Origin of the sequence: Rhizobium sp. R634 (genome assembly GCF_002211305.1) — a bacterium.
Taxonomy (GTDB): Bacteria; Pseudomonadota; Alphaproteobacteria; order Rhizobiales; family Rhizobiaceae; genus Rhizobium.
The window spans coordinates 194,630-220,727 of the sequence record NZ_LOKW01000012.1; the positions used below are offsets into that span (position 1 = coordinate 194,630).

At 59.8% G+C, this 26,098-nt stretch carries 28 protein-coding genes and 1 pseudogene; 15 read left to right on the forward strand and 14 right to left on the reverse strand.

Features of this window, described 5'->3' with window-relative positions:
• Positions 1-87: 87 nt before the first annotated feature.
• The 3 genes from nusB to ATY77_RS32865 are packed head-to-tail and all read right to left on the reverse strand — an operon-like array spanning position 88 to position 1,243.
• Positions 88-570 (reverse strand): transcription antitermination factor NusB, encoded by a 483-nt coding sequence (gene nusB / locus ATY77_RS15070; protein ID WP_088687948.1) that lies wholly within the window; start codon positions 568-570, stop codon positions 88-90.
• A gap of 3 nt (positions 571-573) precedes the next feature.
• Complete coding sequence (locus ATY77_RS15075; RefSeq protein ID WP_088677104.1) at positions 574-1,029, reverse strand: 6,7-dimethyl-8-ribityllumazine synthase; 456 nt, start codon at positions 1,027-1,029, stop codon at positions 574-576.
• 46 nt (positions 1,030-1,075) lie between these two features.
• The gene (locus ATY77_RS32865; protein WP_190237636.1) at positions 1,076-1,243 is read right to left on the reverse strand and encodes a hypothetical protein; all 168 of its coding nucleotides are present in this window, start codon (positions 1,241-1,243) and stop codon (positions 1,076-1,078) included.
• Between the two features lie 132 nt (positions 1,244-1,375).
• Between ATY77_RS32865 and ATY77_RS15080 the strand changes: the two genes are divergently transcribed.
• From ATY77_RS15080 to rfbA, 9 genes and pseudogenes are all read left to right on the forward strand, one after another.
• Complete coding sequence (locus tag ATY77_RS15080; RefSeq protein ID WP_088688234.1) at positions 1,376-1,735, forward strand: hypothetical protein; 360 nt, start codon at positions 1,376-1,378, stop codon at positions 1,733-1,735.
• 111 nt (positions 1,736-1,846) lie between these two features.
• The gene (locus ATY77_RS15085; protein ID WP_088687949.1) at positions 1,847-2,350 is read left to right on the forward strand and encodes a cupin domain-containing protein; all 504 of its coding nucleotides are present in this window, start codon (positions 1,847-1,849) and stop codon (positions 2,348-2,350) included.
• Positions 2,351-2,376: 26 nt separating this feature from the next.
• Entirely contained in the window at positions 2,377-2,892 is a 516-nt protein-coding gene (locus ATY77_RS15090) for a GNAT family N-acetyltransferase (RefSeq protein ID WP_088687950.1), read from the forward strand.
• A 348-nt stretch (positions 2,893-3,240) separates the two neighbouring features.
• Positions 3,241-4,047 carry a hypothetical protein gene (locus ATY77_RS15100; RefSeq protein ID WP_088687952.1) on the forward strand — a complete coding sequence of 269 codons (807 nt, stop codon included), beginning with the start codon at positions 3,241-3,243 and terminating at the stop codon, positions 4,045-4,047.
• Between the two features lie 254 nt (positions 4,048-4,301).
• Positions 4,302-6,310, forward strand: a pseudogene (locus ATY77_RS15105) (glycosyltransferase family 1 protein).
• The gene (rfbC, locus tag ATY77_RS15110; protein WP_088687953.1) at positions 6,300-6,878 is read left to right on the forward strand and encodes a dTDP-4-dehydrorhamnose 3,5-epimerase; all 579 of its coding nucleotides are present in this window, start codon (positions 6,300-6,302) and stop codon (positions 6,876-6,878) included. Before ATY77_RS15105 ends, rfbC begins: the two are co-directional and overlap by 11 nt.
• A gap of 6 nt (positions 6,879-6,884) precedes the next feature.
• Entirely contained in the window at positions 6,885-7,940 is a 1,056-nt protein-coding gene (rfbB, locus tag ATY77_RS15115; RefSeq protein WP_088687954.1) for a dTDP-glucose 4,6-dehydratase, read from the forward strand.
• A gap of 3 nt (positions 7,941-7,943) precedes the next feature.
• Positions 7,944-8,831, forward strand: coding sequence for a dTDP-4-dehydrorhamnose reductase (rfbD, locus tag ATY77_RS15120; RefSeq protein ID WP_088687955.1), 888 nt, complete (start codon positions 7,944-7,946; stop codon positions 8,829-8,831).
• Positions 8,832-8,840: 9 nt separating this feature from the next.
• Positions 8,841-9,710 carry a glucose-1-phosphate thymidylyltransferase RfbA gene (gene rfbA, locus ATY77_RS15125; RefSeq protein ID WP_088687956.1) on the forward strand — a complete coding sequence of 290 codons (870 nt, stop codon included), beginning with the start codon at positions 8,841-8,843 and terminating at the stop codon, positions 9,708-9,710.
• 50 nt (positions 9,711-9,760) lie between these two features.
• Here rfbA and ATY77_RS15130 read toward each other — a convergent pair whose 3' ends face one another.
• From ATY77_RS15130 to ATY77_RS15170, 9 genes are all read right to left on the reverse strand, one after another.
• Positions 9,761-10,372, reverse strand: a complete 612-nt coding sequence (locus ATY77_RS15130) for a riboflavin synthase (RefSeq protein ID WP_088677090.1) — start codon at positions 10,370-10,372, stop codon at positions 9,761-9,763.
• Complete coding sequence (gene ribD / locus ATY77_RS15135) at positions 10,372-11,715, reverse strand: bifunctional diaminohydroxyphosphoribosylaminopyrimidine deaminase/5-amino-6-(5-phosphoribosylamino)uracil reductase RibD (RefSeq protein ID WP_088687957.1); 1,344 nt, start codon at positions 11,713-11,715, stop codon at positions 10,372-10,374. Before ribD ends, ATY77_RS15130 begins: the two co-directional genes overlap by 1 nt.
• 3 nt (positions 11,716-11,718) lie before the next feature.
• Complete coding sequence (nrdR, locus tag ATY77_RS15140) at positions 11,719-12,195, reverse strand: transcriptional regulator NrdR (protein ID WP_088677088.1); 477 nt, start codon at positions 12,193-12,195, stop codon at positions 11,719-11,721.
• A gap of 9 nt (positions 12,196-12,204) precedes the next feature.
• Positions 12,205-13,503, reverse strand: a complete 1,299-nt coding sequence (glyA, locus tag ATY77_RS15145; protein WP_088677087.1) for a serine hydroxymethyltransferase — start codon at positions 13,501-13,503, stop codon at positions 12,205-12,207.
• Between the two features lie 216 nt (positions 13,504-13,719).
• The gene (locus ATY77_RS15150; protein WP_088687958.1) at positions 13,720-15,021 is read right to left on the reverse strand and encodes a L,D-transpeptidase family protein; all 1,302 of its coding nucleotides are present in this window, start codon (positions 15,019-15,021) and stop codon (positions 13,720-13,722) included.
• Positions 15,022-15,587: 566 nt separating this feature from the next.
• The gene (locus tag ATY77_RS15155; protein WP_088687959.1) at positions 15,588-16,166 is read right to left on the reverse strand and encodes a hypothetical protein; all 579 of its coding nucleotides are present in this window, start codon (positions 16,164-16,166) and stop codon (positions 15,588-15,590) included.
• 122 nt (positions 16,167-16,288) lie between these two features.
• Complete coding sequence (locus ATY77_RS15160; RefSeq protein ID WP_088687960.1) at positions 16,289-17,287, reverse strand: P-loop NTPase fold protein; 999 nt, start codon at positions 17,285-17,287, stop codon at positions 16,289-16,291.
• Between the two features lie 441 nt (positions 17,288-17,728).
• On the reverse strand, positions 17,729-18,244 hold the full coding sequence (locus tag ATY77_RS15165) for a MarR family winged helix-turn-helix transcriptional regulator (protein ID WP_008522155.1): 516 nt from the start codon (positions 18,242-18,244) through the stop codon (positions 17,729-17,731).
• 129 nt (positions 18,245-18,373) lie between these two features.
• On the reverse strand, positions 18,374-18,811 hold the full coding sequence (locus tag ATY77_RS15170; RefSeq protein ID WP_088677084.1) for a DUF6163 family protein: 438 nt from the start codon (positions 18,809-18,811) through the stop codon (positions 18,374-18,376).
• Positions 18,812-18,942: 131 nt separating this feature from the next.
• On the opposite strand from ATY77_RS15170, the gene hemB reads away from it, so the two are divergent.
• The 6 genes from hemB to ATY77_RS15200 all read left to right on the forward strand — a co-directional run bounded on the left by hemB (position 18,943) and on the right by ATY77_RS15200 (position 23,002).
• A complete protein-coding gene (hemB, locus tag ATY77_RS15175; protein ID WP_088677083.1) occupies positions 18,943-19,956 on the forward strand; it encodes a porphobilinogen synthase in 1,014 nt (337 codons plus the stop codon).
• 73 nt (positions 19,957-20,029) lie between these two features.
• On the forward strand, positions 20,030-20,488 hold the full coding sequence (locus ATY77_RS15180) for an RDD family protein (protein ID WP_088677082.1): 459 nt from the start codon (positions 20,030-20,032) through the stop codon (positions 20,486-20,488).
• A gap of 180 nt (positions 20,489-20,668) precedes the next feature.
• Entirely contained in the window at positions 20,669-21,445 is a 777-nt protein-coding gene (locus ATY77_RS15185) for an arginyltransferase (RefSeq protein WP_088677081.1), read from the forward strand.
• Positions 21,446-22,333, forward strand: a complete 888-nt coding sequence (locus tag ATY77_RS15190; protein WP_088677080.1) for a DMT family transporter — start codon at positions 21,446-21,448, stop codon at positions 22,331-22,333.
• 58 nt (positions 22,334-22,391) lie between these two features.
• Positions 22,392-22,613 carry an AbrB/MazE/SpoVT family DNA-binding domain-containing protein gene (locus tag ATY77_RS15195; protein ID WP_088677079.1) on the forward strand — a complete coding sequence of 74 codons (222 nt, stop codon included), beginning with the start codon at positions 22,392-22,394 and terminating at the stop codon, positions 22,611-22,613.
• Positions 22,610-23,002: a type II toxin-antitoxin system death-on-curing family toxin gene (locus ATY77_RS15200; RefSeq protein ID WP_088677078.1), complete on the forward strand. Its 393-nt coding sequence runs from the start codon at positions 22,610-22,612 to the stop codon at positions 23,000-23,002. The genes ATY77_RS15195 and ATY77_RS15200 overlap by 4 nt, the downstream gene beginning before the upstream one ends.
• On the opposite strand, the gene ATY77_RS15205 is transcribed toward ATY77_RS15200, so the two are convergent.
• Complete coding sequence (locus tag ATY77_RS15205; protein WP_088677077.1) at positions 22,992-23,450, reverse strand: SRPBCC domain-containing protein; 459 nt, start codon at positions 23,448-23,450, stop codon at positions 22,992-22,994. The two genes, ATY77_RS15200 and ATY77_RS15205, sit on opposite strands and share 11 nt — an antisense overlap.
• 216 nt (positions 23,451-23,666) lie before the next feature.
• Positions 23,667-25,922, reverse strand: coding sequence for a DNA topoisomerase IV subunit A (parC, locus tag ATY77_RS15210; RefSeq protein WP_088677076.1), 2,256 nt, complete (start codon positions 25,920-25,922; stop codon positions 23,667-23,669).
• Positions 25,923-26,098: the final 176 nt, after the last annotated feature.

Below are 26,098 nucleotides of genomic sequence, written 5' to 3' on the forward strand. Positions count from 1 at the left end.
GTCGATCACGTGGCGTCAAGACCGCAACGGGCGAAAACCATTGCGGTACGAAGAAAGACGTAGGGAGATTGTTCGGCGGCTAAGAACTTACTTCTTCGCCTCGCCGCGAACCTGCTTGGCGATGCGGTCGAGCACGGCGTTGACGAGCTTTGGCTCGTCGTCCTCGAAAAAGGCCTGCGCGATCTCGACATATTCGGTGACGATGACCGCCACCGGAACGTCCTTGCGGTCGGTCAGCTCGAAAACGCCCGCGCGCAGGATAGCGCGCACGGTGCTGTCGAGGCGGGACAAAGCCCAATCATCCTGCAGGGCCGCGGCAATCAGCGGATCGAGACGGATCTGATCGCGCACGACGCCGGAGACGATGGAGCGGAACCAGCCCGCGTCGGCCTTCAAATAGGTTGCGCCGTCGAGCTCCTGCCCGAGGCGGTGCGCTTCGTATTCGGCCACGATTTCCAGAACGCCCGTGCCGCCGACATCCATCTGATAAAGCGCCTGCACGGCAGCAAGACGAGCAGCGCCCCGCTGGTTCGCAGTCTTGACCGGCCGTTCCGTCTTGTCGTCGTTCATTCTTTAAGCACCCAGTTTCTGCTTCAGCTCGATCATCGTCAGAGCCGCGCGGGCGGCAAAGCCGCCCTTGTCCTTTTCCGAGCGGCGTGCACGCGCCCAGGCCTGTTCATCATTTTCCACGGTCAGGATGCCGTTGCCGATGGCAAGCGACTCGCTGACCGCGAGATCCATCAAAGCGCGCGAGGATTCGTTCGATACGATATCGAAGTGATAGGTCTCGCCGCGAATGACCATGCCGAGGGCGACATAGCCATCATAATGCGTGCCGCCATTGTCGTCCCCATCGAGCGACATGGCAATCGCCGCCGGAATTTCCAGGGCGCCGGGAACGGTGACCACCTCATAGGTGGCGCCGGCTTCCTTGAGCGCGAAGGTCGCGCCTTCGAGCAGCGCGTCGGCCATGTCGTCGTAGAAGCGGGCTTCAACGATCAAAATATGGGGAGCGGTCTCTCTCGACATGGTTCACCTTCGTTTCGCGGGACATTTTCCACTCGGCAGCCCGCGGTCAAAACATGCCTTCATCGGAATGGCAAGCAATTTCGCCCGATGCCGCAACGTGGAAAGAGGAAATATCCGCAAAGGGATAGCCGGAGGATCCGCGCGCAACAGGACAGGCCTTGAAAACCTGTTTTGCAGGATGCCTTGAAAACGGCAATTCGAAGGCAGTTTTCATGAACAATTTTTAATGGATTTTCAGTGGCTTAAGCCATTGAATCGCGAAAGGGCGAGCGCCAATTCCATGTCGTGACACCGACGATCCCCTGCAACGACAGCCGACCGTCAAAGCAGATGAAAGGATATGATCATGAACCGTATTGTCACCGTCACCCTCGCTGCAGCGCTCTCCTCCTTGGCATTTGCCGGCGTCAGCCGGGCCGAAAGTCTTGGAATGAACACGGACCGGGGCATCGAGCAGACGCTCAGGAGCTTCCAGGGCAATGATTTCAACGTCGAGCAGGTCCATAACTGGCGCAACCTCGACGACGAATGGACCGGCCCGCACTCGGCGCCTGAGCGGTCCGGCCAGGCCGTTCGCGACATCCAGGCCTCGATCGACGCCAACAGGTCACTCGCCCATCGGCTTAACAACGAGGGCGTCGACGTTCGCAACATCGTCAATGCCGAACAGGCGGCCGATGGAAGCCTGACCTTCTACGTCCGCTGACGGCTTCCCGCGTGGGCGGCGGTCTCCTCTCCGCCCATGCCGGGCTCTCCCAGAAAATCATTGAATTTTTCGACGCGATGATGGTTTCTCTTTCTGCAACAGGAGGACCTCATGGCGACAGAACCGAAAGCGGTGATCAACACCGCCGATCTCAAGCTCGACCACTGGAAACAAGGCAAGTTCTACGAAAGCGCCGACACCTCGTTCGGTGCGCTTCTTGGCCTGGCCGGCCTTGGCATCAGCTATAACGAAGTGCCGCCGGGCAAATCGAGCTGTCCCTTCCACAATCATCACGTCGAAGACGAACTCTTCTATGTGATTTCAGGCGCCGGCGAATACCGCTTCGGCGACGAGCGCCATGCGATCAAAGCAGGCGACGTGCTCGGCGCGCCGGCCGGCGGACCGGAAACGGCGCATCAGATCATCAATTCAGGCACGGCGACGCTGGTCTATCTCGGCATTTCGACGATGGCGAAAACCGAGATCGTCGAATATCCCGATTCCGGAAAGTTCCTCGCCAAGACCAACTGGGACGGGGCGAAGCCCGGGCGCTTCCGCCATATCGGGCGGCCGGAAAGCGACCTCGACTATTGGGACGGCGAGCCCGGCGCTTGAGAGCATAATTTCCCAGGGATTCAAGCATGACCACCATTCCGACACTCGAAACGACGCGGCTGACGCTTCGCCCTCACCGCCTAGACGATTTCGACGCACATGCGGCGCTGTGGGCGGACGAGGATGTCGTTCGCTTCATCACCGGCGCGCCGTCAACCCGAGAGCAGAGCTGGAGCCGCATGCTGCGCATCGCCGGCATGTGGCACCATATGGGCTTCGGTTTTCTCGCCATCGTGGAAAAAGAGAGTGGCCACTTCATCGGCGAAGCGGGTTTTCTGGAAGCCCGCCGCGAGATGAAGCCCTCGATCGAGGGCACGATGGAAGTCGGCTGGGCGCTGATGCCCTCGGCACACGGCCGCGGTTACGCTACCGAGGCGCTGACCGCCCTGATCGGCTGGGGGAAAGCGCATTTTCCGGGAAAGCCGATGAGCTGCATCATCAGCCCCGAGAACGGGGCTTCGCTGAGGGTCGCGGCCAAGCTGGGCTTTCGCGAGACGGCGCGCGCGCAGTATAGTGGCGAAGTCATTCAGTTTTCGCGGTAGGCATTTGGCCAAGCGGGGTTGTGTAGCGCCCGTTCGTAAGGCCAATCGCTATTGAGGCCTTGCTGACACGAGCCGATATCAGCCACAGCAAACTTAAGCAAAAGCATGTCGACGACCTTCAGCTTGCGGCACGGCCGAACTTAGCTCCTGCTACGCGCAAGGAAAGCGCTTTAGAGCCCTCTCCAAGGCAGATACCTTCGCACCCCCTTCACGCTGACAGGAGGCAGAAACGCTTGGAAATACTGACGTTCGCGTTCGCCACCTTGACACAGGTAAGCATTGAGGGCGAGCCGCGTGGTAATTGCAGCCGGCAGAAACTCCCCCGTCCATAAGAGGCCGATCACAGATATGACCATTTTCATTGTTTGCCATCAGGATTTGCCGAGCTACCCTGCTCCGGAAGGCTCGAAAATCATATGGCTCAATTCCAAACCTCCTTTGGACAATAGGGGAATGGACGTTATCGCTGGTTATGATTTTTTCAGCGAGCCAGAGGAGCTTCACGCGAAATTGTCAGGGTCACTGGGGACGATAGTAATCGCAAAAATCGTTTCAGAAGAGCCGACAAAGCCCCGCAACATTTCCATCTGGCAATATCGCAAATTTTTAACGAGACAAAGAATCGGATCACCGAATCCCGAATATCCAGGGATGAATACCGCAACGTCAGAAGAAACGAAAATTACAAGAGCGGAGGATCCGGCGTTTTTCTTAGAAAACTTCTTTTTGCCTCGCCCTTTGAATCTACAGAACATTTCCCAACACTATGCACGTTTCCACAATATCGTCGACTTCCTTCGATATACGGCATCCGCAATCGAAACAAACGCTTTAACGCAAGCCGAAGCTTTGCAATTTTTCAATTCCAGCACTTTTGTTCCTGGAGGCATTGAACTCGGCACATATCCAACGGACTGGTGGCTCGATACTTTTGTCCGCCTTGTGGCGCCGTCCTTTGAATTTGCCAAACGATATCAACCATTTCAGGCCGAAGATCCGGTGCAGAAACGCGCGATCTCATTTTGCCAAGAGCGCCTGGGAAGCTATCTTCTCATCAAACGGTTAGCCGAACTCTATGGCAATAGCCTGCCCGGATCCTTGTTCGGCGATATCGTGACCGTGTCGAATGATGGGGTCTATAGAAGCGGCGTATGAACGAGGCGACGCCACTGCGAACGCAACATCGCGAACCTTGCGATACTGGCAGCAGAAGCCACTGAGCCGATCAAGCCAGCTGGAGAAACTGGCCACGGATAAGCCGAGCTGCCGCAATCTTTCCAGGCTGACCAGCGAAAATTCCGCAAACAGCGTGGCGTAAGCTTCACCTCCAATAGTAGGCACCAAACAGGCTCGAATTGCCGTTCTGCGGATCGCCAAGCAGACGGAAGCCATTCGTGAAGGACGATACCTTGACAATAAATCAGCCCATTTCTTCCTCGCCAGCCGGCCTTCCTGATCTGGCGCTTCTGACGGAAAAGGCCGCCCGCACCGGGCCCGTCATCATCTATCAGCCTTATCTCGATCCTTCGCAGCGCAGCCAGCTCGACGCGGCTGCCGTGCCGCTCGACATCTCGTTCAACACGCAGGCTGCGACCCGCGAATACGAGCTTTTCCGCATCCTGCATGCGCATCATGAGGCAATCGGTCTTGGCGAAGACGTGTTTTGGGGACTGCTGTCCAGCAAATTCGAGGTAAAATCCGTCACGAGCTTCCCATCCTTCGTCACCGAGGCGGAAAAGGCCAGGGCGGAAGGTGCGGACGCCTATCTCTACAATCCGCTGATCGGCCACGCCGCCATCTACAGCAACGTCTGGGAGCATTCGCTGCTTGGCGGTCATCCCGGCATGGAGCCGATCTTCCTGCATATTCAGGAGCTCGGCTATCCGATCGCGCCGCCGCAAGACAAAACCGCCTTCATGTTCTGCAACTATTTCTGCGGCAACGGAAAATTCTGGTCCGGTTATTTCGCCTTCTGTGAACACATTCTGGAATCGCTGGAAAATGAAGCGCGTCGCGGCACGCCGGCGGGCATTGCCTATGCCGGCACGGCTCACTATGCACGCGACGCCAACGCGACGATGCGCCCCTTCGTGATCGAGCGTCTGCTCGGGCTCTATGTCCAGCAGGCCGTTGCGGCAGGTTTGAAGGTCGCCGCCTTCGTGCCGGCGCCTGCCGATTTCGAGTGGAAGTTCGGCGTCCGCCTCGGTCGCTTGCTGCATGGTCTCTTCACCGCCAAGGAAGCCTTTTTGCGAAGCCGTGAGGAGGCTCTCCTGACAAAGTGGCAGGAAGGCCGCCAACCACTCATCAAGCAGCCGCACCTGATCTGGTTCGCCGATGATCCGCCGGCCTGGATGCCGCGCGGCCAGTTCACGGGCGGCCGCGAACTGATGCGTGCCTATGCTCAGCAGACTCCAGGCGTCTCTCCAGGCCCGCAGCCGGTACGAACGGAAAGGCCCGCTATACCAGCCGCGCCGAAGATCGAGCAGTCGCTTCCCAATACCTTGCAGCCCTTTGCCGGCGGATGGCAGGCTCACAAGGATCGCCATTGCATCTGGATCGTGACCCCTCCCAATTACAACCACAGCCACGCCTTCGACGAGGTTGCACTCGGCCTGCAGGGCGCCTTCCGTGAACTGGGCGGCTCGGCACCGATTGTCAGGGACATGAATGAATTCGCGGGTCGTGCGCCGATTATCTACGGCGGTAATCTTCTGGCCCCCGAAATTGTCGGCCAACTACCAAAGGACAGCGTTCTCATCAACCTCGAGCAGGTGTCCGAAGAAAGCACCTGGATCAACTCACGCTATGTGTCGGTCCTGAGGGCGATGCCGGTGCTCGACTACAGCCCGCGCAACCGCGAAAACCTCGCCGCCAAGGGTATCGAGCACGCCGGTGTGCTCGAAATCGGTTACAGCGGTTGCCTGAGCCAGATCCAGCACGCCCCGGTCAAAGACATCGACGTGCTCTTCTATGGCTCGATGAACGAACGCCGCCACCATATTCTGAAGACGTTGACAGACCGCGGGCTCAAGGTCGCGCATCTCTTCAACGTCTACGGTGCGGAGCGCGATGCGGCGATTGCCCGCGCCAAGATCGTCATAAACATCCATCATTATGCGAGCGGCGTCTTCGAGATCGTGCGCATTTCCTATCTGCTCGCCAATCGCGTTTGCGTGCTGACGGAAGGCGACATCCGCGATCCAGACCTGCAGCCCTTCATCGGCGGCTTGGCAATCGAGCCCTATGACCACATAATCGAGCGCTGCTGCAAGCTGATCGCAGATGCCGACGAGCGCGATGCCCTTGCCGCGAAAGGCCTTGCGGCCATGCGGAGCCGCTCGCAGGCGGACATGCTGATGAGCGTCATGAGGGCGAGCGCCTGATGAAGGCCGCAGAAAAGGTAAATCATGCGCATTGAGACCGCGGCTATCGAGGGCATTGTTGCAATCACGCCGCCACGCTTCGGCGATCACCGCGGTTACTTCTCCGAGGTATTCAAGGACGCCTGGTTCCGGCAAAATGTGGCCGACGTCACGTTCATCCAGGACAATGAATCGCTTTCGGCGCAGGCCGGAACCGTCCGGGGGCTGCATTTCCAGATGCCGCCCTTCGCACAGGGCAAGCTGGTGCGTTGCCTTGCCGGCCGGATCATGGATGTCGTCGTCGATATCCGCGTGGGATCACCGAGTTTCGGCAAATGGCTCTCTCAGGAACTCTCGCCGGAAACCGGCAAGCAGCTCTGGGTACCAACCGGTTTCGCACATGGGTTCGTAACGATCGAGCCGAACAGCGTCATCAGCTACAAGGTAACCGCACCCTACAGCCCGCAGCATGATCGGGGCATCGCCTGGAACGATCCGGCGATCGGCATTCGCTGGCCATTCGATGAGAAAGACATGGTATCGTCCGACAAGGACAAGACGCTGCCTCGGCTTGCCGATCTGCCGAGCCATTTCTTCTATTCAGCACAGCAACCCAAGGATTGATTCACCATGCGCATCCTGGTCACGGGCGGAGCGGGCTTCATTGGATCGGCATTGGTGCGCCATCTCGTCAGCGAGATCGGTGCCGAGGTACTGAATGTCGACACGCTGACCTATGCCGGCAATCTGGCATCATTGAAATCCGTCGAAGCGGCGCCGAACTATCAATTCCTGCGCGCCGACATCTGCGATCACGCCAGGATGCAGGAAGCATTCGCCTCCTTCCGCCCCGATATCGTCATGCATCTCGCGGCGGAGAGCCATGTCGACCGCTCGATCTCGGGCGCGGCTGATTTCATTCAGACCAACATCGTCGGCACATTCAGCCTGCTGGATGCCGCACGGCACTATTGGGATGGGCTTGACGCTCGCAGCAAGAGCGCCTTTCGCTTTCTGCATGTCTCGACGGACGAGGTCTACGGCTCGCTCGGCGACGAGGGTCTCTTCGAAGAGACGACGCCTTACGATCCTTCCTCGCCCTACTCCGCCTCCAAGGCCGCAAGCGACCATCTGGCGCTCGCCTGGCACCGCACTTACGGCCTGCCCGTCGTGGTCTCCAATTGCTCCAACAACTACGGACCGTTCCACTTCCCGGAAAAGCTCATTCCGCTGATGATCCTGAACGCACTGGAGGGCAAGCCTCTTCCGGTTTACGGCAATGGCGCGAATGTCCGCGACTGGCTCTATGTCGAAGACCATGCCCGCGCGCTCCTCACGATCGCATCGAGAGGACGGCCCGGCGAAAAATACAATGTGGGCGGCCGCAATGAGCGCATGAACATCGATGTCGTTCATCGCATCTGCGCCATTCTCGACGGCGTCTACAGTGACAAGGCACCGCATGCGCGCCTGATCACCAACGTCACGGACCGCCCCGGACACGACGCACGCTATGCGATCGATGCCTCGAAACTGGAAGGCGAACTTGGCTGGAAGGCGCAAGAGACCTTCGAAACCGGCATCGAGAAGACCGTGCACTGGTACTTGGAAAACGAATGGTGGTGGAGGCCGCTGCGCGAAAACGTCTACTCCGGCGAACGCCTCGGCGTTTTCAAGGGACCATAAACAATGCGCGTTGCCGTCACCGGTAAACAGGGCCAGGTCGTTCAGTCGCTGCTCAGACGCGGCACCGAAACGGGCGTCGAAATCAGCCCGGTCGGGCGCCCGGAAATGGACCTTGCAGATCCTGCAAGCATTGCAGCCGCCTTCTCGGCTCTGCGCCCGGATGTGATCGTCTCGGCAGCCGCCTATACGGCAGTCGACAAGGCCGAGAGCGAACCCGAGCTTGCTTTTTCCATAAATGCGGCAGGCGCCGAGGCGGTTGCCGAGGCTGCCGCACGGCTCGGGGTCCCGGTCATCCATATTTCGACCGACTACGTCTTCAGTGGCGACAAGGCCTCCGCCTATTGCGAAGAGGACGTGACGGCGCCGATCTCCGTCTATGGGCGTTCGAAGCTCGCGGGCGAGAAGGCCGTCGCGGCGGCGAGCCCGAACCACGTCATCTTGCGCACCGCCTGGGTCTATTCGCCCTTTGGCGCCAATTTCCTGAAAACGATGCTGCGGCTTTCCGAGACGCGCGATCATCTTCGCGTCGTCGCCGATCAGACAGGATGCCCGACCTCGGCACTCGACATCGCCGACGCGATTCTTGCGATCGCGACCCGTGTTGTAGCGGACCCCGCGCCATCGCTCCGCGGCACCTTTCACCTGACCGGCAGCGGCGAAGCAAGCTGGGCTGATTTCGCCGAAGCGATATTCGCGGCGCTTCTTAAATCCGGCGGCAAAAATGTCGGCGTCGAGCGCATCCCAACGGCGGACTATCCGACACCGGCCAAGCGTCCCGCCAATTCATGCCTCAACGGCGACAAGCTCGCCACAACCTATGGAATCCGGCTCCCGGAGTGGAAGCAGTCCATGACGATCGTCATGCAAGACCTTCTGAACAAAGGTCTTTAAGGAGAAAGCATGAAGGGAATTATTCTCGCCGGCGGCACAGGCACACGTCTGCATCCGATCACGCAGGCCGTCTCGAAACAATTGATGCCGGTCTACGACAAGCCGATGATCTACTATCCGCTGACGACGCTCATGCTCGCCGGCATCAGGGAGCTGCTGATCATCACCACGCCTCACGACGTCGAAGCCTTCAAGCGCCTTCTCGGCGATGGCTCGCAATGGGGAATTTCACTGACCTATGCCGTGCAGCCGAGCCCGGATGGCCTCGCCCAGGCCTTCATCATCGGCGCCGACTTCGTGCACGGCAATAGCTCCGCCCTCGTTCTCGGCGACAACATCTTCTACGGGCACGGATTGCCGGAAATCATGAAATCCGGTACGAGCCGGCAGGAAGGCGCGACAGTGTTCGCCTATCACGTCACCGATCCGGAACGCTATGGCGTTGTCGGCTTTGACGAAAAGATGAATGCGCTGTCGATCGAGGAGAAGCCGAAGAAGCCCAAATCGAACTGGGCGGTGACCGGCCTCTATTTCTACGACCAGCAGGTGGTCGATATCGCCGCCAACCTGAAACCGTCACCGCGCGGCGAATTGGAAATCACCGATGTCAACCGCACGTATCTCGAGCGCGGCCAGCTTTTCGTGGAACTGATGGGCCGGGGCTATGCCTGGCTCGACACCGGCACACCAGATAGTCTGCATGATGCTGCGGGTTTCGTCAGCACGCTGGAGAAACGCCAGGGCTTCAAGATCGCCTGCCCTGAAGAAGTCGCCTGGCGCATGGGCTACATCTCGCAGGACGACCTCGCCAAGCTCGCGGAGAAACTCGGCAAGAGTGCCTACGGCCAATATCTGACGAAGCTGTCCCCGGATTGGTGATCTATCTGGCCAGCCAGACGCTCCAGCGGGAAACCCCACAGGTTTTCGATTCAGGCGCTCGGGAACTCCGCCAGCCGAGCGGCGTAACGCGCCATGGTGTCGACTTCGAAATTGACGAAATCGCCCGCCTTGCGGTCACCCCAGGTGGTCACTTCGAGGGTGTGGCGGATGAGCAGGACGTCGAAATCGGTGCCGTCGACCGCGTTGACGGTCAGGGAGGTGCCGTCGAGGGCGATCGAACCCTTGGGGGCGACGAATTTTGCCAGATGTTCGGGTGCGCGCAGGCGGTAGCGCGTGGCGTCGCCCTCCGATGTCACCGAGAGAATTTCTGCCTTGCCGTCGACATGGCCGGAAACTATGTGGCCGCCGAGCTCATCGCCGATCTTCAGGGAGCGCTCGAGATTGATACGGCTGCCTTCCCGCCAGGTGCCGATCGTCGTCAGCCGCAGCGCCTCTTCCCAGGCCTCGACCTCGAACCAGCGGCCGTTGCTGCCCTCCTGCGGCAGGCCGGTGACGGTGAGGCAGATGCCGGAATGGGAGATGGAGGCGCCCATATCGATGGTCGCCGGATCGTAACTCGTCGCGACGCGGAGCTTGATGCCCTCCTTCAGCGACGAAACGGATTCGATCGTACCGACATCAGTGACAATTCCGGTGAACATCAATTCTCTCTTTCATATTCATCCAGGCGATCAGCGCCGAACATATGCGTGCCCCTATGGGCGAAACCGGATGGTATGTCGGTTGTCTGTATCGGGGATTCAATACCGCCCTCGCCGATGACGATCGGCGCCTGGTAGAGCTGAATGCGGTCGACAAGGCCTGCTTCGAGGAAAAGCTTCGCGGTCTTCGCGCCGCCTTCGACCAGAAGAGAGGAAATGCCGCGTGTTGCCAAGGCCGGCAGCAGGACTTCGGGGTGATAGGGATTGCAATAGACGATCTCGACACCGGCGGCTTCGAGGGCGGCGCGGCGGGAGCCAATGTCGTTAGCGTCAGCGGGTGCGTTGCCCCCCTCTGCCCTGCCGGGCATCTCCCCCACAAGGGGGGAGATTGGCTGGGAGATAGCTCCCTGCCCTACATTTTTTGTTCCAGACGACGATGAGTCAGGTTGGGAATTCGGAGGGTGCCCCTTGCCGATCTCCCCCCTTGTGGGGGGGACGAAGGACGGGTCGAGACCCGTGGCTCGACCCCGGTAGTCCGGCAGGACAGAGGGGGGTGCCCCTTCCTCTGATCCCAACGGCGAAACATCTTCACTCGCAACTACAATGACCGGCACGTCCCGCGCCGTCGCAACCAGCTTGCTCGTCAGCGGCAAGGCCAACGACGGATCGAGCACAATACGGATCGGCGACTGCGCCTCCAGACCCGGCGTGCGCACCGTCAACAGCGGATCATCCGATATCGCGGTGCCGATGCCGACCAGGATGGCATCGGTTTCGGCGCGCAGCGCCTGAACCTCGGCGCGGGCCTCCGGTCCCGTTATCGCCACTTGGCCCTGCCCCTGGCGGCCGATCATGCCATCGGCGGAAACGGCAAGCTTGAGAGTCACATAGGGGCGGTTCTTCGTCTGGCGGGTGAGATAGGCAGCAAGAGCGCGCCGGCCGTCGGCCTCCAGCACGCCGGCATCCACCTCGATGCCCGCGTCGCGCAGCATGGAAATGCCGCCGCCGGAGACGCGGGGATCGGGATCGGTGACGCTGATGACGACGCGGGCAACGCCATAGGCGATCAGGGCCTCGGCGCAGGGTGGCGTCTTGCCGTGATGCGAGCAGGGTTCGAGCGTGACATAGGCCGTGGCGCCCCGGGCGCGTTCGCCGGCCTCTGCGAGCGCCTGGGGCTCGGCATGCGGGCGGCCGCCGAGAGCGGTGACCGCCTGGCCGACGATGACGCCATCCTTGACGATCAGGCAGCCGACGGAAGGATTGCTGCCGGTACGGCCGAGATGCGCGCGCGACAGGCGGATCGCCGCCGCCATGAAACGTTCGTCATGCGGCGTGATGCTCATGGCTCATCCGTCCAGCGGGTCGCGGGCGATCTTGGCGTTGATTTCCGAAATGACTTTCTCGAAATCCTCGGCCAGCGAGAAATCCCGATAGACCGAGGCGTAGCGCACGAAGCCGACATCATCGAGGCTCTTCATCGCCTCGAGCACCTGAAGACCGATCTGCTCGGAAGAGATTTCGGTCTCGCCGGAGCTTTCAAGCCGGCGGACGATGCCGGAGACGGCGCGCTCGATGCGGTCCCGCTCGACGGGCCGTTTGCGCAACGCCACTTCGAAGGAGCGCACCAGTTTTTCGCGGTCGAAGGGTACTTTGCGGCCGGTTTTCTTGGTCACCATCAGCTCGCGCAACTGCACGCGCTCGAAGGTGGTGAAGCGGCCGCCGCAATCCGGACAGATACGCCGCCGGCGGATGGACGTGTTGTCCTCCGCCGGGCGCGAATCTTTAACCTGAGTATCTTCCGAACCGCAATAGGGGCAGCGCATCGCTACTCCTTATCCCATGTAGTCATACATTGGGAAGCGGTCTGTGAGGTTGACCACCTTGCCGCGCACGGCGGCTTCGACGGCGGCGTTGCCTTCATCGGAATTGGCGGCCTTCAGGCCATCGAGAACCTCGACGATGAGATTGCCGATTTCGCGGAATTCAGCTTCCTTGAAGCCGCGCGTCGTGCCGGCGGGGGCGCCGAGGCGCACGCCGGAGGTGACGAAGGGCTTTTCCGGATCGAAGGGAATGCCGTTCTTGTTGCAGGTGATGTAGGCACGGCCGAGCGCCGCCTCGGCGCGCTTGCCGGTGGCGTTCTTCTTGCGCAGGTCGACCAGCATCAGGTGATTGTCGGTGCCGCCAGAAACGACGTCGAGGCCACCCGCGATCAGCGTTTCGGCAAGCGCCTTGGCGTTCTTGACGATCTGAGCGGCGTATTCCTTGAACTCAGGCTGCAGCGCTTCGCCGAAGGCAACCGCCTTGGCGGCGATGATGTGCATCAGCGGACCGCCCTGCAGGCCCGGGAAGACGGCCGAGTTGAACTTCTTGGCCAGATCCTCCTCATTGGTGAGGATAACGCCGCCGCGCGGGCCGCGCAGCGACTTGTGGGTCGTGGTCGTGGCGACATGGCAGTGGGGGAACGGCGACGGATGCTGGCCGCCGGCGACGAGGCCGGCGATATGGGCCATGTCGACCATCAGATAGGCGCCGACCGAGTCAGCGATCTCGCGGAAGCGCTTCCAGTCCCAGATGCGGGAATAGGCGGTGCCGCCGGCGATGATGAGCTTCGGCTTGTGCTCTTCGGCCTTGCGGGCAACCTCATCCATGTCGAGCAGATTGTCACCTTCGCGCACGCCATAGGACACGACGTTGAACCACTTGCCGGACATGTTGACCGGCGAACCGTGCGTGAGGTGGCCGCCCGAATTCAGATCGAGACCCATGAAGGTGTCGCCGGGCTGCAGCAGCGCCAGGAACACGGCCTGGTTCATCTGCGAGCCGGAATTCGGCTGGACGTTGGCGAAATTGACGCCGAACAGCTTCTTGGCGCGCTCGATGGCCAGTTCCTCGGCGATATCGACGAACTGGCAGCCGCCGTAGTAGCGCTTGCCGGGGTAACCCTCGGCATATTTGTTGGTCATGATGGAGCCCTGGGCTTCCAGCACGGCGCGGGAGACGATGTTCTCGGAAGCGATCAGTTCGATCTCGTGCCGTTGGCGACCGAGTTCCTTTCCGATCGCGCCGAAAATCTCGGGATCGACGTCCGCAAGCGAGCGATTGAAGAAGGATTCGGTGGAAGCATTGGTCATGGGCGGGCTCCTCAACTGGAATGCGCTGAGGTATTAGCCTTCCGCCGTGGCAAGGGCAATACGAAGAACGACATTTGCTGGGCAAAGCGCGCGCTCCAGTCATTTTGCGACAGCGCAAAGCGAAGAACCGGCGGTCACGTTACCGCGCGCCCTCCCCGGCATAAAAAAACCGCGCCGGGAGGGCGCGGTTTGAAGATGCGATGCAGAGGTCGCCGCTTACTGAACCGGCTGTTCCATGCCGGCCGTGGTATCGAGCGCGAGCTCGGCATTGCCGTCCATCTGATAGATGTCGTCGCGGAACTGGACGATGCCGTCGGGCATGCCCCAGGCGGAGATGTAGACGAAATAGACGGGAACTTCCGTGGCCAGCTTGACCGGCGTGTTGACGCCGCTTGCGATCACCTGCTCCATCTGCTGGCGGTTCCAGCCCGGCGTCTCGCGCAACAGCCAGTTCGTCAGGTCGCGGACGTTCTGCACGCGGACGCAGCCCGAGGATTCGAAGCGCATCAGCTTGTTGAACAGGCCCTGCTGCGGCGTGTCGTGCATGTACTCGCCGTTCTTGTTGTAGAAGTTGATCTTCGTCGACGCCATGGCGTTGATCTTGCCCGGGTCCTGGCGGAACATCAGGTTCGGCGCCTCGCCGTTCCAATCGACGGTTTCAGGCGCAACCTCGTTGCCCTTGCCGTCGATCAGGCGGATGGCGTTCTTTTCGAGATAGGTCGGGTCCTTGCGCATCAGCGGCATGATGTCCTTCTCGACGATCGAGCGCGGCGCGGTCCAATAGGGGTTGAGGATAACCTCATAGACCTTCGAGTTGACGATATGCGTCGGGCGGCTCAAGCGGCCGACGACCGCGGTATGACGCGTCGCGACGCTGCCGTCTTCGACAGCTTCGACGTAGGCGGCCGGGATGTTGACCATCAGGTGGCGGCGGCCAAGGTCTTCGGGGAAGGTCTGCAGGCGAATGACATTGGTGTTGAGCTGCTGCAGGCGGACATCGGCCGGGATGTTCATCGCCTTCAGCGTGAATTCGCCGAGAACGCCATCGGCCGGAAGGCCGTGACGAGCCTGGAAGCGCTTGACCGCACCATCGACATAGGAATCGAAAGCGTTCGACAGGCCGGCTTCGCGCGGCAGGTCGCCGGTGATCGCGAGGCGCTGGCGCAGCGCCTGGACCGAGGGATGGCTGACGCCGAGCTGCAGGCGCTGATCACCGGGGTTGACTTCAGGCCAGCCGCCGGCGGCTGCAATTTGCTGATACTGCATGATCGCCTGCTGCGCGCTGGCGACCGATTGGGGGCCGAGAATCGGCGTGTTGGAAACGACGGCGGTTGCCGTGCGCGAAGCCGCCTTGGCGTCGAACTGATCGTCCCAGTTGCCGCGGCGCGGCGCATTGATCAGCGTATCGAGCGCCGATTGCGCAAGCGCCGGAGCGGCAATCGCGCTGGCGCCAATCGTGGCCGCGGACGCAAGGAAAGCGCGGCGCGAGAGAGCTTCATTTCCGTTTTTCTTCGACATAGTCCCAACCACTGAATGCCGCTATGAAGGAAGCGCGGCCCTTTGCGATATCACTGCGCGCTAACGCAGATCCCTATCCATTCGTTCTCCCGGCGCATCAGAAAATCCCGCCCGCCGCATCACAAAACCGCGATGCGAAAGCCTGAACGTTCCTGGTCCATTGAAAGCGCCGGTTGTTAAGCATTCCGCTGCCACACCAATATGGCCAATTCGTGTTGCCGGGTGGGAAGACAAGCCGCCGGCTCCGGGAACACGACACAACGAACCATATGACGGGGTAAATCGTGCCGGTTAATAACGGCTAAAAAACGGCTTGGATATGGGCGACAACGCTTGCCTGCCGTGCGTTGCAAAGATGCCACGCGGCAAACGGCGAAACCGGAGGCGCAGGGAATGCATCCGGTTTTCTTCAACCCTAAAAGGAGTTAGAGGTCTTACAGACGGTAACAGGTCAGAATTGTTGCCCAATGAAAATTATAAGTAATGCAGCGGCTTTTCTCACGGTTGACGCCGCTTGCCGTTCTGTTGGCTGCCTAACGAAAGCCCACAGACAATTTTCAATGGCTTTACTCACCTCTCGTGGAAATCAACCGCTGCTGCCGCTCGATATCGAGCAAGCGTTGGATCAAGCCGTAGCGCATCGCCCGCAGCTCGTTCACCTTACTTTCCTTGGCGACTTCTCGCAGAGCGTTCCCAGCCCTATCCATAATTTCAGAAAGGTCCTCACTAGGGTTCGCCACGGTAAGATACTGGCGAATTGCGTGGATGATGTTGCTTAGACGCTCTCCCTCGTTTTCCTTAAATACACGCAAGTACTCTTCCATCGGTAGCGCAGCGAGTCGCTGGGTCACCTCACGGTCGAACGCCCGATCTACCAAGGCGGCGAAGATATCATCCCGCCCCATCTTGGGTTTCTGAGACTGGCTCGCATCGTCAATAAGCTGCCAGATATCTTCCGGGATTTTCTCGTAGTAGCGCGCGATATCGCTTACATCGAAGGCTCCCTCAACGGCCTTTTTTTCCGAGATGTACATTTTGACGATCGTGAGGTAGCGATCGTCTTCTAAGTCGTGAAAAAGCTTCGCGACCCCATAGATCTCGGTCAGAATAAGGTTCGCGATGTTCTCCTCGACAACTCTAAACAATTGATCAAGGGCTTCGTCTGCGCTCGTTTGAAAAGAGTAATTGAATTGGTTCCATGCATCCCTCAGCCGAGCCTCGACCTTGCTGCGTATATCTGCATGATGGAGAAGCGTGGCATGCTCTTCTAATTCGCTGGCGATGAAATAACCGCGCTGGACCCTCTTAGAAGGGAAAGATCGAACTTATCGGCATGGCCGAACCGATAGCCCCTCAGCAGATCTCGCCACTTGAGATCAAGGTCTGTGTCTTCCTTGTCGGAATCGTAAGTATTGGCTCGTTTTAGATACTCAAGGTCGGGTCCTACTTCCGGTTCAAAGTAACTCCATCCCATAAGGACTACTGTGCTCACGGCATTTTCGGTAACGATGGGAGCGTAGTCCTTCAGCAGCGGCGCCAAACCCTTCACCAGCCCATGCACTTTCCGGATCACCCGGACATTGCTGATTCCCAAGAACATGGCACGTTCACGGACCATCTTGCTCAGTTCATCGTCATCGGGAAGAGCGATGAATCCGATTTCCTCGGCCGTAGGCTCGAAGCGAAGATGGATATCGACCACCTTCTCAAGGTACGAATCGTATGTCTTGCGGTCTTCTAACTGACTGTCGTTTAGCAGGAGAACGATTTTACAGCTGCGCTCCTCCTTAAGATACGTCATCAACCCCATTACATCAGAGGCTCGAAGTTTCTCGCCCTTACGTTCGAAATCATCGAGGCAGATGATCATGCGATTGGTGAGGAACCCCATGGCCGAGACAAGCGCTTCCCCGCGTGTTCCCAACACGCCGGTGACGGATTTCACGATACCCTTTTTCAAACCACTCTCGGCGGTGCTGAGCATGTTGCTGAAGGTCGTCAGGTCCGGAGTGTCTCCGATCTGGGCACGAACCACCATGCTCTGCAGGATCTGCGTCTTGACCTCAGCGATACTGTTCAGGCCGAACAGCGAAACATAGGCGTACTCATTGAGCGCAATCGCCCCCGGCTTATCGCGTAGCGCCCGCACCGTGCTTTTCCAATTAAATGTCTTGCCCGTGCCCCAGGCGCCGCTGATGCAAAGAACCTGCGGGTCGGAGGTGGACAGAAAGGTCTCTATGGCACTACGGACATTCTTGACTGACATAGGCAACTCCGGATCGAGACCACAACCCATAGCAGAAATCACTGCCAACATTCGAGGGGTGAGACATCTTTAGAGCGTGAGTAATTTAGTGGGCAGCCTGCTCGTCACTTTGTCCGATCTGGTCGAGAATTGGCGTGAGGCGATGAATGTCATGTATAAGGAGGATGGTTGTGACGCGGAGGCAAGCTCGTGCTTACCATTCCGCCATCCCGAGCCCCAAGTAATACTCTGTGCGATGATTTGCGGGAGGGGGACCACGTATTTCGGAGGTCGAACTAGACTGCTCTCTTCGGTGATCGGCCTAGCAACGGCATAGGGAAATCCTTTAAATAACTAACACACGCGTAAACAGGCGCAACGGCACGCCTTCTCAAGCACCGTTGCGCCTCGTCGCGCCAGTTAGGAGGTCTAATAAGCCCTCAGGGAAAAGGGCTTAGCAGATTACAGGCGATATAGGATCTGGTCATTCCAGAAGCGGTCGAGACGCTGCAGCAGCTTGTTCATCTGGGTGAACTCGTCGGTGCCGATGCCGCCGACCTTGTCGATCGAGGCGATGTGGCGTTCGTAGAGCTTGGCGACGGTTTCGGCGATGTCCTGGCCGGTTTCGGTCAGGCTGATGCGGACCGAGCGGCGGTCGATGCGAGAGCGCTGGTGGTTGATGAAGCCGAGATCGACCAGCTTCTTGACGTTGTAGGAAACGTTGGAGCCGAGATAGTAGCCACGCGAGCGCAGCTCGCCGGCGGTCAGCTCGGAGTTGCCGATGTTGAAAAGGAGCAGCGCCTGGATGGCGTTGACGTCGCTGCGGCCCTGACGGTCGAACTCGTCCTTGATGACGTCGAGAAGACGGCGGTGAAGACGTTCGACAAGATGAAGGGATTCCATGTAAAGATCACGGATGCCCTGATCCTGCTGGTCACGGAAGTTAGATACCGCCTGCGGCTTGATTTTCGTATTCATATTGACTGCCTCACTGTTTGTTTGGCGGTGTCGTTTTCTTCCCGCCTTGAGTGAGACCCTATCGAATACATATAAAATTCGACTTAAACCGCAGGCTTAACGGAGCCTTACTGGAAACCCCACGTTGTCTCAGGGTAAATCAACGCTTACCTGGCGGCGGTGCCGGCGCTTTTCCAGCCAGAGCAGCAGGCGGAAAATCCAATAGACGACGGCGACCATGGCATGCAGCAGGATGATCAGCTGGTTGGAGCCGAAGATCTCGGGCAGCAGCCCATGCATGACGATCTGGCCACCGGCCGCCAGCACCCAGATGACGGGACCCCATGAGACGGTCAGCCAGAGGCCGAGGGAAGCGACGGGGAACAGCACGGCAAGGCTGGTGCTCGCCACCTTCCACGGCAGGCTCAAAAGATCGAAGCGGCCGCTGCCGACCAGCGAATAGCCGACGAGCATCGCCCAATACTGCAGGCCGAACCAGAAGCAGGATACCGCCACCAGCCGGAGGAAGAGAATGAAGAGAAGATCCGCCAGCGTGCGTTTCGGTATCGTCGGAGAGTCGGTTTCCATAGCGCAAACTTCGGTTTCGGGGTTCTATCGTTACGAGCGGTTTTCCGCCGCGGCCAATCGTCCGGTTTGGATTTTCCGGGCGCCATGATAATGAGCGCTCCGATAAATGGAATGGGCCAGGGACAGATATCATGCAGGACAGGACGCATCTCGTCGACGAAATCACCGGCCATCGCCGCATGCGGCGCAACCGCAAGGCGGATTGGACGCGCCGCCTGGTGCAGGAGAACCGGCTGACGGTCGACGATCTGATCTGGCCGATCTTTATCGTGCCGGGCTCCGGCATTATCGATCCGATCCCGGCCATGCCCGGCGTCAACCGCATGAGCATCGACACGGCCGTCGAAGCCGCGCGCGAAGCGGCCGATCTCGGCATTCCGGCGCTTGCGACCTTCCCGAATATCGAGATGGAGCTGCGCGACGAGACGGGCTCGAACAGCCTCGAAGCCAACAACCTGATCAACCAGGCGACGGCGGCGATCAAGAAGGCGGTGCCCAATATCGGCGTTATCACCGACGTCGCGCTCGATCCTTTCACCAGCCACGGCCATGACGGCATCCTGAGAGGCGGCGAGATCGTCAATGACGAGACGGTCGATCAGGTGGCGCGCGCCGCCGTGATGCAGGCCGATGCCGGCGCCGACATCATCGCGCCGTCGGAAATGATGGACGGACGCATCGGCGTGATCCGCATGGCGCTCGATGCGGCCGGCCACCAGAACGTCGGCATCATGAGCTATGCGACAAAATTCGCCTCCGCGTTTTACGGACCCTATCGCGAGGCGATCTCGACCGGCGGACTGCTGAAGGGCGACAAGAAGACTTATTATATAGACCCCGCAAACGGCACCGAAGCGATCCGCGACGCCGCCCTCGACGTCGAGGAAGGCGCCGACATGCTGATGGTCAAGCCCGGCCTGCCCTATCTCGACATCTGCTGGCGCATGAAGGAGGCCTTCGGCCTGCCGACTTTTGCCTATCAGGTGTCCGGCGAATACAGCCAGATCAAGGCGGCGGCGATGAACGGCTGGATCGACGGCGAGCGGGCGATGCTGGAAACGCTGCTGTCGTTCAAACGGTCGGGCTGCGACGGCATCCTCACCTATTTCGCGGTCGAGGTGGCGAAAATCCTCAGCAAACGCTGATTGGGATGGGGATGATTGTATTTCGTCTTGCTGACACCATATCAGCGGCATCGCTTTTCCTGAGGAGATTGAGATGAGCTACAACCCCAACCCGCTTTATGCCGCACCGGAGGACTGGCGCGCCTATAGCGGCGTGTTGAGCCGCCGTGTCTTCGCCTTCATCCTCGATTATATCATCGTGGCGCTGCTCTGGATTCCCGCAGCGGTCGTGCTGTTCTTCCTGTCGATCCTCACGCTCGGGCTTGGCTTTTTTCTCTACCCTGCCCTCTTCGTCATCGTCGCCGGCATTTACTTCGGCCTGACGGTCGGCGGATCGAGCCAGGCCTCGCTCGGCATGCGTGCGATGGGGATCGCGATGATGCGCGTCGATGGACGGCCGCTGGATTTCCTGACGGCCGTCGTACATCTGGCGCTGTTCTGGATCCTCAATTCGGTGCTGACGCCGCTCATCCTGCTTGTCGGCCTGTTTACCGAGCGCAGCCGCCTCATCCATGATCTGCTGGTCGGCACAGTGACGGTGCGCACCGCCTGAAACCCGCGGCGGAGACGAAATAAAGTCTCCGCCTTCCCTTTGCCGGGTGTTGCAGGGCTCCATATCTAAAATTAGAAGACTGAAATGAAGGGCGGAAACCGCCCCGCTGTTGACGTTTTCTATTCTTAGGTCATGCTGTCAGAAAACGGCACTGTCTCGACAAGGAAACTTCCGCGACAAATGAATACGCAGACGACGCCATCCCCGCAGTTTTATCTGACGGCACCGGCTGCATGTCCGTATCTGCCGCATGAGATGGAGCGCAAGGTGTTCACCCATCTCGTCGGCCCGCGCGCCGCCGAGATGAACGACATCCTGACGCAGGGCGGCTTCCGCCGCTCGCAGAACATTGCTTATCGACCGGCCTGCGAGTCCTGCCGCGCCTGTGTTTCCGTGCGAATTCTCGCCCAGGAATTCGAGCCGACGAAATCGATGAAGCGGGTGCTCGCCGCCAATTCCGACGTCATCACCACCGAGTTCGCTGCCCAGCCTTCCAGCGAGCAATATTCGCTTTTCCGGCGCTACCTCGATTTCCGCCACCAGCAGGGCGGCATGTCCGACATGACGGTGCTCGACTATGCGATCATGGTGGAAGATACGCATGTGAACACGCGAATCATCGAATACCGCCGGCGCGAGGAAGGCTCGGGGCTGGAGGAGCGGCCGAAGGGCGAACTGCTCGCCGCTGCGCTGACCGATACGATGAGCGACGGGCTTTCGATGGTCTATTCCTATTTCAACCCGGCGCTCGAACGGCGTTCGCTCGGCACTTTCATGATTCTCGACCATGTCAGGCGCACCAAGGCGCTCGGCCTGCCGCATGTCTACCTCGGCTATTGGGTGCAAGGGTCACGAAAGATGGACTATAAAACACGTTTCCAGCCGCAGGAGCATCTGACGCCGCGCGGCTGGGAGCGTTTCGATCCCTCCACGATGCCCGAAAGCACCCACGACTGAATGTCTTTTCCCACCGCTCTTTCCGACCACCGGAAGGGCCTGCTGCTGACGGCGATCGGCGGCCTGGCGCTTTCAATGGATATTCCGCTCGTCCGCCTCGGCGAGGGCGACATCTGGTCGGTCCTGGGGGTGCGAAGTGCGGCCACCGTTGTCGCCACGCTCGTCATCCTCGCGGCAATGCGCCTTGCCTCGGGCAGATGGCCGGTCCTCGTTCCCGGGCGGCCCGGCCTGATGACGGGTCTGCTCTACGGTATTTCGTCGCTGACCTTCGTGCTCGCCGTCTTCAACACGACCACAGCCAATGTCGTTTTCATCGTCGCCTTCAACCCGATGTTCGGGGCGCTTCTCTCCTGGATTTTCCTCAAGGAGAAGCCACAGGCCGCGACGCTGATCGCCATGCTCTTCATGATCTTCGGCGTCGGACTGATCGTGCGCGAAGGGCTTTCCAGCGGCCATTTCTTTGGCGACGCCATGGCGCTACTCAGCGCGCTCATTCTTGCCGCAGCCATCACCATCGGGCGAGCTTCACGCCGGGAAATGGGCTTCGTGCCACTGCTTGCCGCCATCCTGCCGACCGCGCTCGGGCTCGCGCAAGCTCTGCCCTCGGGGCTTTCCATCGACCATCCCGGCTGGATCCTTTTCAACGGCGCCATCATGATGCCGGTCGCCTTCTGGTGCCTCGCGACCGGGCCACGTTATCTTTCCGCGCCCGAGGTCGGCATGTTCTATCTGCTCGAAACCGTTCTCGCCCCGATCTGGGTCTGGCTGATCTTTGCGGAAACGCCGGCGACAATGACACTGGTTGGCGGTGGTATCCTGGTGACGGCGATCGCCGGGCATTCGGTCTGGATGGTGCGAGGGAAGAACGTCAGGCAGGCCCCGGAATAGGTGTTGCCGGGTTTCCGCGCCCATGTTATAACGCCGTTACCACGCAGAGGATAGAGCGATGAACGTCACGATCCGCAAAATCGGAAACTCCGAGGGTGTCATCATCCCCAAGGAGGTGTTGCAGCGATTGGGCCTTAGCAGTGGTGACAGCCTTGAACTGCAGGAGATCGAGGGCAATATCCACCTCGTGCCGGAATCAGCAGATCTGGCTGAACAAATGCGGGCGGCCCGCATCGGCATGGAAAAATATCGGGTAGCGCTCCGCGAACTCGCGAAATGATACGGCTGAAATGGCTCAGTCGCCAAGCGGTCGAAAATATGCATGCTGAGCAGATTGCCGAACATGGCGGTTTGTCGGGCCTACGGGATGCAAATGCATTGGAGACAAGCTTGGCACGCCCACTCAATAAAGCTGCCTATGGCGAAACCGACATCTTCGTACTCGCCGCAGCCTATCTTTACGGCATTGTGAGAAACCATCCCTTCGTGGATGGAAACAAACGCACCGGCTATCTCGCCGCGTTTACTTTTCTCTATGTCAACGGTTACATCATCGATGCCGATAACGCGCAGGTTATCGCATTTGTGCTAGACGTCGCCGCCGGCGAGATCGATGAGGAAGGCGCGACCCGCTTCCTTCGGGATTTCAGCGTACCGCTCACCCCGTAGCCTTCAGCTGCTGCTCCTCCAGCTCCCTGCCAAGACCTTCGACGACATGCGCCCAGCCTCGGCGGGTCTTTTCCTCGTGTTCGGCCCATTCGGCGCACATTTCGTGGGTCAGCGTCAGGCGGCTGCCGCCGCCGAGAGGTTCGATGTCGATCTCGACGCGGTCGCAATTATGGTCGTGCTCCTCGACCGAGAAACTGAAGGCCATGTGCCGAGGGCGTTTCAGCTCCAGAAAAACACCCTGATGGAAGGCATCGCCGGTCGGGCGACGATCGACGATGAAGAAACGGCCGCCGACGCGCGGATCGATCTCGGCACGGATGACATGGCCGTCATCAGTCGCAAACAGAAAACGGCGGGCAATTTCGGGATTGAGCCAAGCGTCGTAAACGGCAGCGGGCGGCGCCTTGTAGGTGTGGCTGACATGCAATTTGATGGTCGCGGCGGGCATCGATTTTCCTCCTTTAAGGGCACGCGCGCCTTTCCCGAAGCGCACGGGTCACAGCCGCACCGTCCGCCCACGGAACCGGCCTTCTCTTATTTTTGATAACAGGAGTGAGATAGAGAAGTTCCCGCGCCCGCCAAGAGCGGAGCGCGGAATTTACTTATGCAGCAAATCTAGGTGTTACGGCGCGCTTGTCTCTGTAAGAGACGAGCGGCTGCGAACTCAGCCGGCGAACTTGCCGCTGCGCGGAAAGCCCTTCGGCACGGTGCGTCCGGCGGTGGCGCGATCGGCCAGCCATTCGGCAAGCTCGTCCTTGTTCTTCGTGAAGGTGCGGCCGGCGCTGTCCTCCCAGACGAGGCCATCTGCGATCGCGAAGCAGCGAACGTCGGAGATGCCGCCATCCTTGTAACGCTGCAGGCGCACACCCTTGCCGCGCGACATTTCCGGCACCTGCACCAGCGGGAAGACCAAGAGCTTGCGGTTTTCGCCGACGACAGCGACATGGTCGCCGGTGACGGGCACGAGCAGCTGTGTTTCCTCGGGCAGCGCGACGTTCATGATCTGCTTGCCCTTGCGGGTGTTCGCGACGAGTTCGGCTTCCGGCACGACGAAGCCGTTGCCGGCGGTCGAAACGATTAGCTGCTTGCGCGAGGGATCGTGCACGAAAGCGGTCAGCACCGCCTGGTCGTTATCCATGTCGACCATGATGCGCAGCGGCTCACCGTGGCCGCGGCCGCCCGGCAGCTTGTCGCCGCCAAGGGTGAAGGCCTTGCCGCCGGTCGTGACGATCAGGATCTTGTCGGTCGTCTGCGCGGGGAAGGCCACCTTCAAGCCGTCGCCTTCCTTGAAGGTCAGCGTCGCCGTATCGGCGATGTGGCCCTTCAGCGCGCGGATCCAGCCCTTTTCGGAAATGACGACGGTGATCGGCTCCTTCTCGATCATCGCCTGTTGGATCGCCTCCTCGTCGGCTTCGGGCGCATCGGCAAACTGGGTGCGGCGGCGGCCGACCTCGGTCGCCTTGGCGAACTTCTTCTTCACCTCGCCGATTTCCCAGGCGACCGTCTGCCACTGCTTGTCGTCGGAGGCAAGCAGCGCTTCGATCTCGCCCTTTTCCTTGGTGAGTTCGTCGAACTCCTTGCGGATCTCGAACTCTTCGAGCTTGCGCAGAGAGCGCAGCCGCATGTTGAGGATCGCCTCGACCTGATTGTCGGTGAGATCCCAGCGCGCCACCATGACCGGCTTCGGCTCATCCTCCTCGCGGATGATCCTGATCACCTCGTCGATATTGAGATAGGCGATCAGCAAACCGCCAAGGATTTCGAGACGTTTTTCGATCGCCGCCAGGCGGAAGCGCGAACGGCGCTGCAGCACTTCGCGGCGGTGATCCAGCCATTCCTTCAGCACCTCGTTCAGCGCCATGACCCTGGGAATACGGCCCATGGACAAGACGTTCATGTTCAGCGGGAAGCGGCTTTCCAGCTCCGTCAGCTTGAACATCGATTCCATCAGGATCGTCGGATCGACGCTGCGGCTCTTCGGCACCAGGACGACGCGGATGTCCTCGGCCGATTCATCGCGGATGTCTTCCAAGAGCGGCAGCTTGCGGGCGATCAGCAGCTCTGCGATCTTTTCGATCAGCCGCGACTTCTGCACCTGGAAGGGAATTTCGGTGATGACGATCTGGTAACCGCCGCGGCCGAGATCCTCGGTCTGCCATTTCGCCCTGACGCGGAAACCACCGCGGCCGGTGCGGTAGCTCTCGATGATGCTCTCGCGGCTGTCGATGATGATGCCGCCGGTCGGGAAATCCGGGCCGGGAATGAACTCGATGAGCTTCTCGACGGTCGCATCGGGATGCTTGATCAGGTGCAGGGCGGCGTCGCAAAGCTCGTGGGCATTGTGTGAGGGGATCGAGGTCGCCATGCCGACGGCGATGCCGGAAGAGCCGTTGGCGAGCAGGTTCGGGAAGGCGCCGGGAAGGACGACCGGCTCGGAATTCGATTCGTCGTAGGTGTCACGGAAATCAACGGCATCCTGATCGATGCCTTCGAGCAGCAGTTCCGAGACCGCCGTCATCTTCGATTCGGTGTAACGCATGGCGGCGGGGCTGTCGCCGTCGATATTGCCGAAATTGCCCTGGCCGTTGACCAGCGTGTAGCGCTGCGAGAAATCCTGGGCGAGACGGGCAAGCGCATCGTAGATCGACTGGTCGCCGTGCGGATGGTAGTTACCCATCACTTCGCCGACGATCTTGGCGCATTTCCTGAAGGCCGAAGTCGGCCGCAGCCCCATTTCGTTCATCGCATAGACAATGCGGCGATGAACGGGCTTCAGTCCGTCGCGCACGTCAGGCAGGGCGCGATGCATGATGGTCGACAGCGCATAGGCGAGATAGCGCTGCTCGAGCGCCGCCTTGAGGTCGACCGGTTGAATGTTGTCGTCGTCTCCGCCGGAAGGCGGCAAAATCTCTTGTCCCATAGGCCTTGACTAGCTCAGAAGAGCCCGGGGGGCAAGGAATCCAGCCTATTGCAGCTGTGGATGAAGTCTTCCGGCCAACGTTGAAGGATGAGACAAGCTGTTCGCCGCAATTTCGATTTCGTTTGCCCTTCCCTTCAACAAAAAATTAGTGGGCTGCAATATAAAGCCGGCCTAAT